The 14,055-nt window shown below is 72.7% G+C and carries 15 protein-coding genes; 7 read left to right on the plus strand and 8 right to left on the minus strand.

The features are described 5' to 3' along the window. The first annotated feature begins 91 nt into the window (after nucleotides 1-91). Complete coding sequence (sodN, locus tag ACH4E8_RS02195; protein ID WP_361964149.1) at nucleotides 92-487, plus strand: superoxide dismutase, Ni; 396 nt, start codon at nucleotides 92-94, stop codon at nucleotides 485-487. Nucleotides 488-608: 121 nt separating this feature from the next. Here the strand turns inward: sodN and ACH4E8_RS02200 are convergent, their stop codons facing one another. Further along, on the minus strand, nucleotides 609-1,154 hold the full coding sequence (locus ACH4E8_RS02200) for a flavoprotein (RefSeq protein WP_398443478.1): 546 nt from the start codon (nucleotides 1,152-1,154) through the stop codon (nucleotides 609-611). Beyond that, nucleotides 1,151-2,371, minus strand: a complete 1,221-nt coding sequence (locus ACH4E8_RS02205) for a helix-turn-helix domain-containing protein (protein ID WP_398443480.1) — start codon at nucleotides 2,369-2,371, stop codon at nucleotides 1,151-1,153. The genes ACH4E8_RS02200 and ACH4E8_RS02205 overlap by 4 nt, the downstream gene beginning before the upstream one ends. Nucleotides 2,372-2,717: 346 nt before the next feature. On the opposite strand from ACH4E8_RS02205, the gene ACH4E8_RS02210 reads away from it, so the two are divergent. Continuing rightward, nucleotides 2,718-3,029: a hypothetical protein gene (locus ACH4E8_RS02210; protein WP_398443482.1), complete on the plus strand. Its 312-nt coding sequence runs from the start codon at nucleotides 2,718-2,720 to the stop codon at nucleotides 3,027-3,029. A gap of 210 nt (nucleotides 3,030-3,239) precedes the next feature. After that, entirely contained in the window at nucleotides 3,240-3,785 is a 546-nt protein-coding gene (locus ACH4E8_RS02215; protein ID WP_398443484.1) for an NUDIX hydrolase, read from the plus strand. A 199-nt stretch (nucleotides 3,786-3,984) separates the two neighbouring features. On the opposite strand, the gene ACH4E8_RS02220 is transcribed toward ACH4E8_RS02215, so the two are convergent. Next, nucleotides 3,985-4,944: a LysR family transcriptional regulator gene (locus ACH4E8_RS02220; RefSeq protein WP_398443486.1), complete on the minus strand. Its 960-nt coding sequence runs from the start codon at nucleotides 4,942-4,944 to the stop codon at nucleotides 3,985-3,987. 254 nt (nucleotides 4,945-5,198) lie between these two features. On the opposite strand from ACH4E8_RS02220, the gene snpA reads away from it, so the two are divergent. After that, on the plus strand, nucleotides 5,199-5,843 hold the full coding sequence (gene snpA / locus ACH4E8_RS02225; protein ID WP_398443488.1) for a snapalysin: 645 nt from the start codon (nucleotides 5,199-5,201) through the stop codon (nucleotides 5,841-5,843). 111 nt (nucleotides 5,844-5,954) lie between these two features. On the opposite strand, the gene ACH4E8_RS02230 is transcribed toward snpA, so the two are convergent. The 4 genes from ACH4E8_RS02230 to ACH4E8_RS02245 all read right to left on the minus strand — a co-directional run bounded on the left by ACH4E8_RS02230 (nucleotide 5,955) and on the right by ACH4E8_RS02245 (nucleotide 9,540). Further along, complete coding sequence (locus ACH4E8_RS02230) at nucleotides 5,955-6,395, minus strand: DUF6304 family protein (protein ID WP_398443490.1); 441 nt, start codon at nucleotides 6,393-6,395, stop codon at nucleotides 5,955-5,957. A 149-nt stretch (nucleotides 6,396-6,544) separates the two neighbouring features. Next, nucleotides 6,545-6,859, minus strand: coding sequence for a hypothetical protein (locus ACH4E8_RS02235; protein WP_398443492.1), 315 nt, complete (start codon nucleotides 6,857-6,859; stop codon nucleotides 6,545-6,547). 100 nt (nucleotides 6,860-6,959) lie between these two features. After that, complete coding sequence (locus ACH4E8_RS02240; RefSeq protein WP_398444687.1) at nucleotides 6,960-8,030, minus strand: family 2 encapsulin nanocompartment cargo protein polyprenyl transferase; 1,071 nt, start codon at nucleotides 8,028-8,030, stop codon at nucleotides 6,960-6,962. Between the two features lie 58 nt (nucleotides 8,031-8,088). Then, on the minus strand, nucleotides 8,089-9,540 hold the full coding sequence (locus ACH4E8_RS02245) for a family 2B encapsulin nanocompartment shell protein (protein WP_398443494.1): 1,452 nt from the start codon (nucleotides 9,538-9,540) through the stop codon (nucleotides 8,089-8,091). Nucleotides 9,541-9,901: 361 nt separating this feature from the next. On the opposite strand from ACH4E8_RS02245, the gene ACH4E8_RS02250 reads away from it, so the two are divergent. Beyond that, nucleotides 9,902-10,492, plus strand: a complete 591-nt coding sequence (locus ACH4E8_RS02250) for an N-acetylmuramoyl-L-alanine amidase (protein ID WP_398443496.1) — start codon at nucleotides 9,902-9,904, stop codon at nucleotides 10,490-10,492. A gap of 74 nt (nucleotides 10,493-10,566) precedes the next feature. Next, nucleotides 10,567-11,532, plus strand: a complete 966-nt coding sequence (locus ACH4E8_RS02255; RefSeq protein ID WP_398443498.1) for a 1-aminocyclopropane-1-carboxylate deaminase/D-cysteine desulfhydrase — start codon at nucleotides 10,567-10,569, stop codon at nucleotides 11,530-11,532. Here ACH4E8_RS02255 and ACH4E8_RS02260 read toward each other — a convergent pair. Next, nucleotides 11,511-13,109, minus strand: coding sequence for a Na+/H+ antiporter (locus ACH4E8_RS02260; RefSeq protein WP_398443500.1), 1,599 nt, complete (start codon nucleotides 13,107-13,109; stop codon nucleotides 11,511-11,513). The genes ACH4E8_RS02255 and ACH4E8_RS02260 overlap by 22 nt on opposite strands. Before the next feature lie 143 nt (nucleotides 13,110-13,252). On the opposite strand from ACH4E8_RS02260, the gene ACH4E8_RS02265 reads away from it, so the two are divergent. Next, nucleotides 13,253-13,513, plus strand: coding sequence for a UBP-type zinc finger domain-containing protein (locus ACH4E8_RS02265; RefSeq protein WP_398443502.1), 261 nt, complete (start codon nucleotides 13,253-13,255; stop codon nucleotides 13,511-13,513). Nucleotides 13,514-14,055 lie beyond the last annotated feature (542 nt).

Here is a 14,055-nt window from a genome sequence, read left to right on the forward strand (position 1 = left end):
TTTGTCCTAAGCCCCGGGGGCAGCCGCGAAAACGGGTCCCTCACGGAGTAATGTCCCACCTGAGAAGACGATCACGAGGAAGGACTGCTCCATGCTCTCCCGCCTGTTCGCCCCCAAGGTGAAGGTCAGCGCGCACTGCGACCTGCCGTGCGGCGTGTACGACCCGGCCCAGGCCCGGATCGAGGCCGAGTCCGTCAAGGCCGTCCAGGAGAAGTTCCAGGCCAACGAGGACCCGCACTTCCGCGCCCGCGCCACCGTCATCAAGGAGCAGCGCGCCGAGCTCGCCAAGCACCACATCTCCGTGCTCTGGAGCGACTACTTCAAGCCGCCGCACTTCGAGAAGTACCCCGAGCTGCACCAGCTCGTGAACGACGCCCTGAAGGCGCTCTCGGCGGCGAAGGCGTCCACGGACCCGGCGACGGGCCAGAAGGCGCTGGACTACATCGCCCAGATCGACAAGATCTTCTGGGAGACCAAGCAGGGCTGACCCGCCCCGCGCTCCTGGACACCAGGTCAGAGCGAGCACACCAGTGGCCCGACCGCGGGGAGCAGTCTCCGCAGTCGGGCCACTGGGCTGCTGAGGATCGTCTACCCGCGCATGCGCGCTCCTACGACGTGCCCCCTGCGCCCTCGACGGCGGTCAGCGCGGCTCTCCAGGGGAACTCCGCCGGGTCGCCCTGCTTGGGCGGATGCGACCGGTAGCCGTCCGGCCCGTCGAGGTACGTCACTCCCTGGGCGCGTAGGTCCGCGATGTTCCGTGCGACCGCGGGTTGGGCCGCCTGAGCCTGGTTGAAGTACGGCACCGCCACCACGCGTACGCCGAGGTGCACTCCCTCCGAGACCAGGCCGATGGCCAGCGTGTCAGCGATTCCGGCGCCCCACTTGTTCAGACTGGTGCAGCTCAAGGGTGCGACGAGCATCGCGTCTGCTTTCGGAAGCGCGTCCTTCTGGCCGGGCAGTTTGTACTGGGAGCGCACCGGGTGCCCCGTCAGCTCTTCCAGGTCGCTCAGGCGGTCGTGCCACCACCGGGCCGCGGTCGGCGTCAGGATGAGGCAGACGTCCCAACCCGCGTCCTGGGCTTCTCTGACTCCGGTGTCGATGTACTGGGCGGGGCCGGCTGCGCAGGCGATGAGGTAGAGGACGCGGGGTGTCATGCCCGGAGTCCACACCGCGCCGCGAGCGCACGCAACTGACTGTTCGGCTGAGGGGTGGCCCGTAGGACGTCCTCCACCAGGTTCACGGTGTCGGGACGCCCTTCCAGTTCCTCGGGCGCCAACGCGGCGGCAGCCAACAACTCGGTGGCCGCCTGTTCTCGGCGTCGGGTCAGGAGCGCGGCACGCGCCTTGGAGACGTGCAGGCCGGCTGTTCGCTCGCGCGACAGGCCGCCGATGGCCTCGGGAGGGAGTCCCGCCGCTGCTTCAAGTGCCGACCAGCCGTCCTCGAACCGGATCAGGGTGTCCACTCGGTGCAACACGACATTCGTCGGCCCGAACATCGTCCAGTCCTCATCGAGGTCCCCGCCCTGCCGCTGGGCCACCTCCCCCGCCTCACCGATGAACCCGGAGGCGGCCCGCATCCGATCGGGCGTGCGCTCCTGCGACGACGCCGCCAGCGCCGCCGACAGGTAGAGCATTCCCAGCGTCGACAGGCCAAGCGGGCCCCGCGAGGAGAGGTCGGCGGACAGCCGGCGCGCGGCTCCGGTCGCGAAGTCGACCGCTGCTTCAGGGCGATGTTGGTAGACGAGGCTCTTGGCGATCCGGCGTGACGCCGCACCGATCTGCACCGGATCCCCGGACCGCTCCGCCGCGCTCAACGCCCGGTCCGCGGCCAGTGCCGCCGAAACCGCGGTCGACTGCCCGTACTTGTGCAAGTAGGACGTGCCGAGCTGGTACACGCGGGACACCAGCGCCCACGCTTCGCAGGTCCGGTCCGCAGGCGCTGCGTGGGCCGCTCTTTCGGCGCCGAGGATGAGACTGGGGAGATCCCGAGCGATCGCCTCGTAGTGGCACGCCTGGAAGGCTTCGCAGCAGTAGACGAGCCTGCCTCGTAGACGCCCCAAGGGGAGGGGATCGACATCGTCCTGCGATGCCCTCCTGTACAGCGCATCCGCCAGGCGGAGCGCGCCCGCGGGAGGCTGTGAGCCTGCTGCGGGCTCGGGCGGGGCGTCGGACAAGAGCTGCTCCAGGGGAATGCGCAGGACTTCACCCGCGCGCACCAGCACGGACAGCCGGGGGTCTTGCTGTCGCTTGCCGCCTTCGAGGTCCTGCACCCACCGCTTCGTCTGGCCCATGAGGCGGCCGAAGTCCGGTTGCGTGAGGCCGCGGCGGTCCCGCCAGTAGGCGATCCGTCGGCCGATGCGACCAGCATCCACAGCGTGCTCCCTGCGAAGGGCACGCACAGTGCGTGCCTACTCGTCTTGTACCGCGCCTTACCGTCCGTCGTAAGCCGATCACACAGACGGGATGGGCAATGGCCAATCATGAGCAATACCCACGGGCGGGCGAGCAACCGGACGCGGCGCCCGTGCCCGTGCCGGCGATGACCTTGCGGGTGTATCGCGTGGGTGCGGACGGCACGCGGTGGCCGGTGGAGCGGGAGGTCAGCGTCGTCGCGGCGCAGGACGTACCGGCCGAGCCGATGAAGTTCCCGCCGTGCTCATGCCCCCGGTGTGTGCGGGGTGTTCGGTGAGCCGGGCTGCTGGTGTGGGGGTGAGCTTGGTGGACGTGATCCGTGACGTGCGCCTGGCGGGTGCGGTGGTCCTGAGCCAACCTGCGAGCGACGTGGTCGAAGCGTTACGGGACCGGTTGCGGGCCCACATCACGATGCTGGCCGAGCCCGCCGAGGCGTACGGCCGCAGCCTCAGCGGCGAGTGGTACGGACAGCACGTCCTGACGTGCGTCGCGAGCGCACGCAAAGCCGCGGCCGGGGTCGAGCCCGGCATCCGCATCGATGAGGAACTGCTGCTCTTGGCCGAGTACGTCAAGACGCTCCTCATGTACACCTCGCGCAAACCGCGCCACAGCGCTTGATCTCCGTGTGCCGGCGCCCCGGGCAAGGGACGAACGCGCCGGCACACGGGTCCAACCGGCCCCGGCCCTGATTTCCGATCCCCCGCGACAGGGCCGGGGCCCCGCTTCGCCACCTCCGGGTGAAGCCTCGGGCGAAGGCGCAGGTGGGCCGGCTCGTGGGTGGGATGGTGGTGGCGCACTTCGCCCCCCTCACCAGCAAGGAGCAGACGCATGCGGTGGACCGTTCACGGCGAACGGCAGATCTACGCCAACCCCTGGGTCAACCTCTGGCTCGCGGACGTCCAGCAGCCGGACGGCCTCCGGTTCGAGCACCACGTCGTACGGATGCGGCACCTCGCGGTCGCCGCCGTGGTGGACGACCGGAAGCGGGTGCTGATGATGTGGCGCCACCGGTTCGTGACGGACACCTGGGGCTGGGAGTTGCCCATGGGGCTGATCGAGGAGGGCGAGTCGCCGGAGCAGACCGCGGCGCGGGAGGTGGAGGAGGAGACCGGCTGGCGGGTGGCGGCGCTGAAGCCGCTGCTGTACGCGCAGCCCGCGAACGGCATCACGGACTCCGAGCACCACTTCTTCCGCGCCGACGGCGCCACGTACGCCGGCCCGCCCGTCGAGGTCAACGAGGCCGACCGCATCGAGTGGGTTCCGCTCGCGGAGGTCCGCGGGATGATCGACCGCCGCGAAGTCGTCAGCGGCGCCAGCCTGAACGCGCTGCTGTACGTCCTCCTCGACGAGGCGACGGCCGGGCCGGGGCTCTAGGGCCCGCGCAAGGCCCCGCGCGGCCGTGCGACAGTGCCGTTGCCGGGGGGGATCCCAGCGCTCCCGCGAAAGAGGGGCGCGGGGAACTGCGCGACGAGCCCACCACCAGCGGGTGGAGACCAACGCTCCCGCAGAAGGACGGCGGCTCCGTCCAGAGGCACAGCAGACGGGGCTTTGCGGACAAGACCCAGGCGCCCGTTCACGCGGCCGGCACCGCGAGCAGCGGGCTGCCGTGGTGGCGTAGCCACTGGCGGTACGCCGCGGCGCCAGCGGCGACTTCCCGGTACGCCTCCGCCAGGTCCAGGTACGCCCCCTCGGCCACCTCCTGGGCGCCGGCGCGCGAGCACAGCAGGAGCCGTACGGCCAGGGGGTCGCCGCGCAGGGGACGGATCGCCATGTCGCCGCGCGGGTCGGAGGTGGGCTGGCAGGGGGCGACGGCCTCGCCGACGGCGATCAGCGCGGCGGCGGTGTGGTAGTCGCCGTGCAGCAGCGGCGGGTCGATGCCCGCGGCGAACAGCACCCGGCGCACGCCCTCCCACTCGCCGTCCACCGTGGGGTCGACGATCCAGCGGTCAGCCGCCAGGTCGGCGAGTTCCACGACGGGCGCGGCGGCGGCCGGGTGGTGGCGCGCCATGGAGACGAACTGCGGCTCGCGCTCCACCAGGACGCGTACGGACAGCCCTTCGGGCAGCAGGAGCGGGCAGCCCTCCACCTCGTGCACGAAGGCGACGTCGAGCTGTCCCGCCGCGACCATCTTGAGCAGGGAGTTCGGCGAGACGTCCACGTGCAGGGAGATGTCGGTGCCGGGCAGTCGGCGGCGCAGCCTGCCGAGCCAGCCGGGCAGGGCGCGGCTCGCGGTGGAGCCGATCCGCAGCCGGGGTCCGCCCGCCCGCGCGGCGGCCGACTTGGCCTCGGCCACCAGGGCGCTCATCTCGGCCAGCAGGGGGCGCGCCCGGCTCAGCACGGCGCGCCCCACCGGGGTGGGCCGGCAGCCGGAGCGCTCCCGCGTGAAGAGTTCGGCGCCCAGGGAGTTCTCGATGCGACGGAGTTGGGTCGTCAGCGACGGTTGGCTGACGCCCAGTTGCCGGGCCGCCTTGTGCAGGCTGCCCGCGTCCGCGATGGCGCACAGGGCGCGGAGGTGTCTCACCTCTAGCTCCATGGTTGGAGAGTAGGACCGCGCCAACTGCCGCACCAGACGCATAGTCCGGGCACAGCGGGACGGATGAGGACGACACCGCCCGAGAAAACGGAACCCCCAAAACCGGATCGATGACATGGGCATGAAGTAACCGGACAACCGGGGCGCCCCGGGTGATGCGTCGGCGTTATCGAGGGTTGGCATCATCCCAACCAGGGGTGGTTCCCCGAAACTCGGCCGTACCGAACCGCTCAACGGACGAGTAGGAGCCCCCCATGCGTCACCCCCGATCCGTCCTCGCTGCCGCACTCGGCATCGGACTGGCCGCTGCGCTCGCCACCCCGGCGGCCGCCGCCACCGCCCCCGTCGCGTCCCCCGCGTCCGCGGCCGGCACCGCCGCTGCCGCCGCCGGCTGGGCCGCGTACGAGAAGTCCGGCGAGGACGCCCGCGCGACCGAGGCGTTCATCAAGGCCGTGCAGAAGGCCGTCGCCGAGCAGCGCGCCGCCAACCCGGACGCCCGCGTCGTGACGGTCAACTACAGCGCGGCCGGCGCGCCGTCCTTCCGCAACCAGATAGCCCGCAGCACCCAGGTGTGGAACAGCACCGTCAGCAACGTGAAGCTGCGCGAGGGCGGCAGCCCCAGCTTCACCTACCGCGAGGGCAACGACCCGCGCGGCTCGTACGCCAGCACCGACGGCCACGGCCGCGGCTACATCTTCCTCGACTACCGCCAGAACCAGACCTACAACTCCAACCGCGTCACCTCGCACGAGACCGGACACGTGCTCGGCCTGCGCGACAACTACAGCGGGCCGTGCAGCGAGCTGATGTCGGGCGGCGGCCCCGGCCCGTCCTGCCAGAACGACATCCCGAACAGCGCCGAGCGCGCCCGGGTCAACCAGCTCTGGGCCAACGGCTGACGGATCGACAGCCGATGGGCTGAAGGCAAAGGAGGGGCGCCCCGCCGGAACCGCCGGCGGGGCGCCCCTCTCCTTTCGACTCCTCCCCACGCGCGCCCGGCGCGCCCTGCGTCAGGCGTCCGCCGGCGCGCGCACCCCCAGCTCCGTGCCGTGCGGCAACAGCCGCTGGAGCCGGTCGAGCGCGTCGTCGAAGTCGCCCCCGGCCACCCCGGCCTCGAACGCGGCCCCGCCGTAATGCAGCGTCAGATTCAGATCGGCCCGGTCCAACGAGCCGTCGGGACGCGGCTCGCCGAGCGTCAACAGACAGCTCAGCGTGGCCCGCTGGACCGCTCCGTCGGCATGGACGGGGAGCGGCATGTCCCACTCCAGTACGCAGGACGAGAGCAACCCCTCTGCCCCTATGGCCTCCAGGGCGGCAAATGTCGCACCCTCGTACTCAACACCCCTGATGCGCGTGCACAGTTGACGTCCGCGCGCCGCGATCGTGACGGCTTCCGCGCCCCGCCGATCGCGGTACCAGCCCGCCCAGACTTCAGTCGACTCCGATGACATGGCGCGGACTGTAGCGCTACGGCGGACGGGGGCGTACATCAGGGATGCCTGAACGGCGCATTCGTTCCGCGGCGTGTTCCAAAACCGTTCGGTACGGGGCCGTGCCCGGCCGGTTCCACCCGGGCCGCGCAGGCCAGGAGCGGACGCGGTCAGTTCGTGCCGACGGAGGTGCCGGGGCTCTCGCCCGGCGGCTGCGGGGCGCCCCCGGAACCCTGAGCGCCGGCGGCGCCCCCGGCGCTCGCGGCGTCCTGAGCGCCGTCGACCTCCTCGGGCGGCACGTACCGCTCGCACGCACGGTGGTGGCAGGGGCCGGGCCCCCAGAAGGGGACGAACGCTCCGAGGGTCTTGCGTCGCTTGATGACGGTACCGACAGGCCGGCCGCACGACGGGCACCGGAACTTCGCCTGCGGGCTCCGGAGCTCGGCCTGCGGGCTGCGGACGGTCCGACGTCCTTCGCTGCCCATGACTCCAGGATAGAGCGGGGTGCGGACGGCGGGCAGCCCGGCGGTGCGCCCCGTTCGCCCACTCGGGTCGCACCCCGGGCCGCCGGGCCGTCCGCGTCGCTCAGCGGCTGCGGCGGGTGACGAACTCCGCCAGCGCCAGCAGGTCGCCCGCCGCCGCGAGGTCCGGCACGGCCCGCGACAGCTCGTGGACCGCCCGGGCCATCCGGTCCGACGCCTGCTCCTGCGCCCAGTCCCGGCCGCCGGCCCGGTCGACGGCGTCCGCAGCGCGCGCCACCGCGGCCCCGGTCAGGGGCCCCCGGTACAGCTCGGCCAGCTCCGCGCCCGCCGGCGTGCCGGACGTGAGCGCGGCCACCACCGGCAGGGACTTCTTGTGCGCGGCGAGGTCGGCCCCGGCCGGCTTGCCGGTGCGCCCGGGGTCGCCCCAGATCCCGATCAGGTCGTCGATGAGCTGGAAGGCGAGCCCGGCCTCGCGCCCGAAGGAGTCCATGGCCGCGGCCTCCTCCGGCCCCGCGCCGGCGTACAGCGCCCCGATCGCGCAGGCGCACCCCAGCAGCGCGCCGGTCTTCGCGGTCGCCATGGTCAGGCACTCGTCGAGCAGGACCTCCTCCGGGGCGCGCTCCTCGAAGGCGCAGTCCGCCTGCTGGCCAGCGCACAGCTCGATCACGCAGGCCGCCAGCCGGTCCGCGGCCTCGACCGCGGCCGGGTGGGCGTCCGCGGCCAGCAGCCGGTGTGCGAGGGCGAGCATCGCGTCGCCGGTGACGATGGCGTCCGCGGTGCCGAAGACGGCCCAGGCGGTGGCGCGGTGCCGACGGGTCGCGTCCTCGTCGATCACGTCGTCGTGGAGCAGGGTGAAGTTGTGGACCAGCTCCACGGCCGCCGCGGCTCCCACCGCGGGCTCCGCCGCCCCGCCGAAGGCGTCCGCCGCGGCCAGCACCAGGGCCGGCCTGATCGCCTTGCCCGCGAACCCGGCGCCGGGCACCGCGGGTGCACCACCGGCCCCGGGCTCCCGGCCCTCCCAACCGAAGTGGTACGACGCGACCCGGCGCAGCGAGCGGGGCAGCGTCCCCACGGCCGCGCGCAGCCGCGGGTCGACCAGCTCACGGGTGCGTTCCAACAGGGCCGCGGCCTCCCGGGCCGCACCGGCCCCTGCCGCGGGCGCGGCCTCCGACATGGTCAACGAGCGGTCCTTCCACCAGGTGAATCGACGACGACCTGCTTGCCCGGGACGCTCAGTTCCAGCGCCCCACCTCCACGTTCTCCAGCACCCCCAGCGCGTCCGGCACCAAGATCGCCGCGGAGTAGTACGTCGTGACCAGGTAGGAGACGATCGCCTGCGCGTCGATGCCCATGAAGCGCACGGAGAGCGCGGGCTCGATCTCGTCCGGGATGCCGATCTGGTGCAGCCCGACCACGCCCTGCTCGGACTCGCCCGTGCGCATGCACAGGACGGACGTGGTCCCGGAGTCGGTGATCGGGATCTTGTTGCACGGGAAGATCGGCACTCCGCGCCAGGACGGCACGTGGTGCCCGTCGACCTCCACGGTCTGCGGCACCAGCCCGCGGCTGTTGCACTCGCGCCCGAACGCGGCGATGGCCCTCGGGTGGGCGAGGAACAGCCGCGACCCGCGCCGCCGGGAGAGCAGTTCGTCCAGGTCGTCGGGGGTCGGCGCGCCCGCGTGCGGCTGGATCCGCTGCCCGTAGTCGCAGTTGGCCAGGAGGCCGAACTCCCGGTTGTTGATCAGCTCGTCCTCCTGCCGCTCCCGCAGCGCCTCCACCGTCAGCCGCAACTGCTGCTCGGTCTGGTCCATGGGCCGGCCGTAGAGGTCGGCGACCCGGCTGTGGACCTTCAGCACGGTCTGGGCGACGCTCAGTTCGTACTCGCGGGGCGACGCCTCGTAGTCCACGAAGGCGTGCGGCACGACCGCCTCGCCGACGTGGCCGGCGGACAGGTCGATCGCGGCTTCGCCGTGCTCGTTCGTCCGCTGCTGCGGCACGGCGACGAAGGCGGCCAGCTGGGCGGCGAGCGACGCCACCCGGTCGGCGAGGCCGAGCACGTCGGCCCGGCTCAGCTCCAGCACGGTGCAGGCGGTGGCCGCCCGGACGGAGTGGTCCCAGGTGGCGTCGGCGGCGACGAGCGCGCCCTCGCCGAAGTACGCGCCGTCGGCGAGCGCGCCGAGCACCGCCTCGTCCCCGTACGGCCCGGAGCCCACCCGCTCGACCCGGCCGTGCGCCAGCAGGAAGACCCGGTTCGTCGGCGCCCCGGCCGCGGCGATGACCTGCCCGGCCGCGTACTCCCGCTGCACGCAGCGGTTCGCCAGCTCCGTGAGCGCATCCTCGTCCCCGTACCCCCGCAGGGCCGGCAGCTCGCCCAGCTCGGCGGGGACGACGGCGACCCGGTTGCCGGTCTGCACGAAGGTCACCCGGCCGTCGCCCACCGCGTACGTCAAGCGGCGGTTGACCCGGTAGGTACCGCCCTGGACCTGCACCCACGGCAGCGTCCGCAGCAGCCAGCGGGAGGTGATCTCCTGCATCTGCGGCACGGACTTCGTGGTGGTCGCCAGGTTCCGCGCGGCGGCCGTACCGAGGCTCTGCTGCTCCGGCGCCCGCTGCTCGCGGACCCCGTCGCCCGCAGCGCCGACCGAACCGCCCGTACCAACCGGACCAACCGGACCAACGGACATGGCACTTCCTCTCGATCATGCGTGACTGCCGCAGGGGCGCTCGCCCCGGGATCCGACGTCTCCCGCAACGCACCGCCTGACCTGCGTGGAGAAAGCGTTTCAGCGCATGAAGTGCCGGCGCCATTACCCGAATTGATGGGACTAGATCAGCTCCGGCGGGGCACATCCCGCGGAATTCCGCAATCCGCCAGGTGGGGCGATCAGAGCTGACCGAATCGGATCGCACACGTTCCGAACAGCCGGCGGAGCCGGCCGACCGGGGTAGGTAGGCCGATACGGAATTCGCCGTACCGCCCCCCACCCCCAACCCCCCGCACCAACCCTCACGTCCAACCCCTCCTCGTACCTCCAGGGAGTCGCCATGTCCTCACCCATGTCCGCCAGCCGGTTCCTCGAAGCGCTGCAGGACGAAGGGCTCAGGGTCGTCCAGGTCGGTGAGTGGCGCACGCACAACCGCAACCACAAAGGCCCCTGGGGGCCGGTGCACGGCGTGATGATCCACCACACGGTCACGAAGGGCACGGCCCTGACGGTGGCCCTGTGCCGGGACGGCCGCCCCGACCTGCCGGGCCCCCTCTGCCACGGCGTCATCGCCAAGGACGGCACCGTCCACCTCGTCGGGTACGGCAGGGCCAACCACGCCGGGCTCGGCGACGACGACGTGCTGCGCGCGGTCATCGCCGAGAAGGCGCTCCCCGCGGACAACGAGGCCAACACCGACGGGAACCAGTACTTCTACGGCTTCGAGTGCGAGAACCTGGGCGACGGCAAGGACCCCTGGCCAGAGGCCCAGTTGGCGGCCATCGAGAAGGCGGCCGCCGCGATCTGCCGGGTGCACGGCTGGAACTCCCGCTCGGTGATCGGGCACCTGGAGTGGCAGCCGGGGAAGGTCGACCCCCGCGGCTTCACCATGGACGCGATGCGCTCCCGCATCCACGACCGTCTGAAGTAGCCCGGTCCCGGGCGCTGCCGGGGCGGTGCGGTGCCCGGGGGCCGTTGTCGGACCCCCGGGCCACAATGGGGTCCATGACGCCACAGGTGTTCGATCCCGCCGCCGCCCTGCGGCCCCGGCTGCCGTCGCCGCTGCAGCCGGTCGAGGACGAGCGCTTCGCGCGCCACGGCGTCCGGCTGCTGCTCAAGCGGGACGACCTGATCCACCCCGACCTGCCGGGCAACAAATGGCGGAAGCTGGCGCCGAACCTGGCCGCGGCCGCCGGCCGCCCGCTGCTGACCTTCGGCGGCGCGTACTCGAACCACCTGCGGGCGACCGCCGCAGCGGGCCGGCTCCTCGGCGTGCCGACCATAGGCGTGGTCCGCGGCCACGAGCTCGCGGACCGTCCGTTGAACGACTCGCTGGCCCGCTGCGCGGCGGACGGCATGCGCCTGGTCTTCGTGGACCGCACGACCTTCCGGGCGAAGGCCGACCCGGCGGTGGTGGCGCGCGTGATCGCCGCCGCCGGCGGGATACCGGACTCGGTGTACGTGGTCCCGGAGGGCGGCAGCAACGCCCTGGCCGCCCGCGGCTGCGCCGACCTGGGCCGGGAGCTGCGGGGCGCGGCTGACGTCGTCGCGGTGGCCTGCGGCACCGGGGGCACCGTCGCGGGGCTGGCCGCGGGGCTCGCCCCGGGGCAGCGGGCCGTCGGCTTCCCGGTGCTCAAGGGCGGTTTCCTCACCGCCGACGTGGAGCGCCTCCAGCGGGACGCCTTCGGGGGCCGCCGCGGCGACTGGTCCTTGGACGACCGCTTCCACGGCGGCGGATACGCCCGCATACCGCCCGAGGTCCATCGATTCGCTGACGAGTTCGAAACCCGCCATGGGCTGCCCCTGGAGCGACTGTATGTGGCCAAAATGCTGCACGGTTTGACCGCGCTGGTGGCCGAAGGCGCCTTCCGGCCGGGGACGAGCCTCGCCGCCGTCGTCACGGGCACCGCCGGCCCGGCGTCCGAGGGGCCGCGGTCGCGGGACGCGGATCAGTCGTCGCCCTCGCGGTAGGCCGCCGCCTCCTCCAGGTCCAGCCGGAACAGCAGCGTGCGCATCATCTCGTCGTCGATCCGCCGCTCGTCCCGCAGCCGTACGAAAACCTTCCGCTCGGTGCCGATCATCTCCCGGGTCAGCCTGCGGTAGGTGTCGTCGGCGGACTCCCCGGTCTCCGCGTTCACCGCCCCCAGCCGCTCCCAGACCGAGTTCCGCCGCCGCTCCATCACGGTCCTCAGCCGGTCCGCCAAGGGCTCCGGCAGGGCGTTGTGCGGATCCGCCAGCAGTTCGTCCAGGCGCCGGTCGGCCGCCGCGGACGCCTCGCTCTGCGCCTGCGCCTCGGCCAGCGTGTCCGCGTACGCGTCGCGCTTGGGCAGCCGCAGCGCCCTGATCAGCGCCGGCAGCGTCAGCCCCTGCACCACCAGCGTCCCGATCACCGTGGTGAAGGTCAGGAAGAGCACCAGGTTCCGGGACGGGAAGGGGTCCCCGCTCGCCGTGGTCAGCGGTACGGAGAACGCGATCGCCAGCGAGACCACCCCGCGCATCCCGGCCCAGCCCACGACCGTCGGCGCCTTCCAGTCCACCCCGGGCTCCCGGTCCCTGATCCGGGGCGACAGCCGCCGCGGCAGGAACGTCGCCGGGAAGACCCACACGAACCGCACCACGACCACGAACACGAAGACCCCGACCGCGTACCCGAGGGCCTGGCCGACGGCGTAGTGCCCGAGCCCCTTGAGGACGTACGGCAGTTGCAGTCCGATCAGCGCGAAGACCACGGACTCCAGGACGAACGCGACCATCCGCCACACCGCGGCCTCCTGGAGCCGGGTGGCGAAGTCGACCTGCCAGGCCCGGTGCCCCAGGTAGAGCCCGACCACGACCACCGCCAGCACCCCGGACGCATGGACCTGCTCGGCCGCCGCGTACGCGACGAAGGGGATCAGCAGCGACAGGGTGTTCTGGAGCAGCGGCTCCTTCAGATGGGTGCGCAGCCAGTGGATGGGGACCATCAGCAGCAGTCCGACGCCGACGCCGCCGAGCGCGGCGATGGCGAACTCGGCGATGCCCTCGACCCAGGTCGCGCCCTCGCCGACGGCCGCCGCGACCGCGACCCGGTACGCGGTGATCGCGGTGGCGTCGTTCACCAGGGACTCGCCCTGGAGGATCGTGGTGATCCGGTTCGGCAGCCCCAGCTTGCGGGCGATGGCGGTGGCGGCGACCGCGTCCGGCGGCGCGACGATCGCGCCCAGCACCAGCGCGGCGGTCAGCGGGAGCTGCGGGATCAGCAGGTGGGTCAACCAGCCGACGGCGAGCGTGGCGAACAGGACGTAGCCGAAGGACAGCAGGGCGACCGGGCGCACGTTGGCCCGCAGGTCCAGGTACGAGCTGTCCAGCGCGGCCGTGTGCAGCAGGGGCGGCAGCACCAGCGGGAGCACGACGTGCGGGTCGAGGGTGTAGTCGGGGACGCCGGGCAGGTAGCCGGCGAGCAGTCCGACGGCGACGAGCAGCAGCGGGGCGGGGACGGGGGTCCGCCGGGCCGCCCCGGCGACCGCCGCGCTGGCCGCGATCAGTGCCACCAGTGGCAGTGCTTCCATGCGCGCTCCTCCTGCCGCCCGCGACGCCGCCCGCGACACCGTCCGTGCCCGGCCGACCTGGGCCGGTCCGGTTGGGTCCCGCCCGGTGCCGGCCGCCGGCGCTCGGCGCGAAGGTGCGGCGCATCCGCCGTAACCTGGCCATCATGAGCGAGTGCCCGCACGCTGCGGCTCTGCCCCGCCCGGAGCCGGCCGCGCAGTCCGAAACCTGCCCCGAGTGCGTGATCGCCGGGACGCAGCCCGTGCACCTGCGGCTGTGCCTGGTCTGCGGCCACGTGGGCTGCTGCGACTCGTCCCCGCTGCGGCACGCCAGCGCGCACTTCAGGGAGACCGGCCACCCCGTGATGCGCAGCTTCGAGCCCGGCGAGGACTGGCGCTGGTGCTTCGTGGACGCGGCGCTGGTGTAGGGCAGGGCCGGAGAGTCGGGGTGCGCCCTGACGCGTTGTTGCAGGTCGCATTCCCTGCGCCGCTGGACATGGCCGCAGTTTCTCTGCGGGAGCGTTGGTCTCCACCGGCCGGTGGGTGGCTTGTCGCGCAGTTCCGCCCCCTACGCCCAGAGGGCGTGGTGGTACCCCCAGCGCCCCTAAACCCCCCTTCGTCTGCGGCCCGGCGAGGGGTACAGATTTCCCCGCCCCCTCAAAACCCACGCCCTGCGGCCGTGACGGGGACGCCAGCGCTCCCAAGCCCCTACCCCGGCTCGCAGGTGAAGGACGGGAGAAGCGAAACAGGGGCGCGGGGAACTGCGCGACAAGCCACCCACCGGGCCGCAGAGACCTACGCTCCCGCAGGGTAACGGCGCGTACATCCAGGGGCGCTGGGGCCCCACGCCCTGTGGGGGCCGAAGTGGGGGCGCCCTCGTACCCGCAGGGCACAGGGGGCGGAACTGCGCGACAAGCCGCAGACGGGCCGCAGGCACAACCGCACAGCTCGCCGCACGGCGAAACCGCGG

The organism is Streptomyces sp. NPDC017979, assembly GCF_044328175.1.
Taxonomy (GTDB): domain Bacteria; phylum Actinomycetota; class Actinomycetes; order Streptomycetales; family Streptomycetaceae; genus Streptomyces.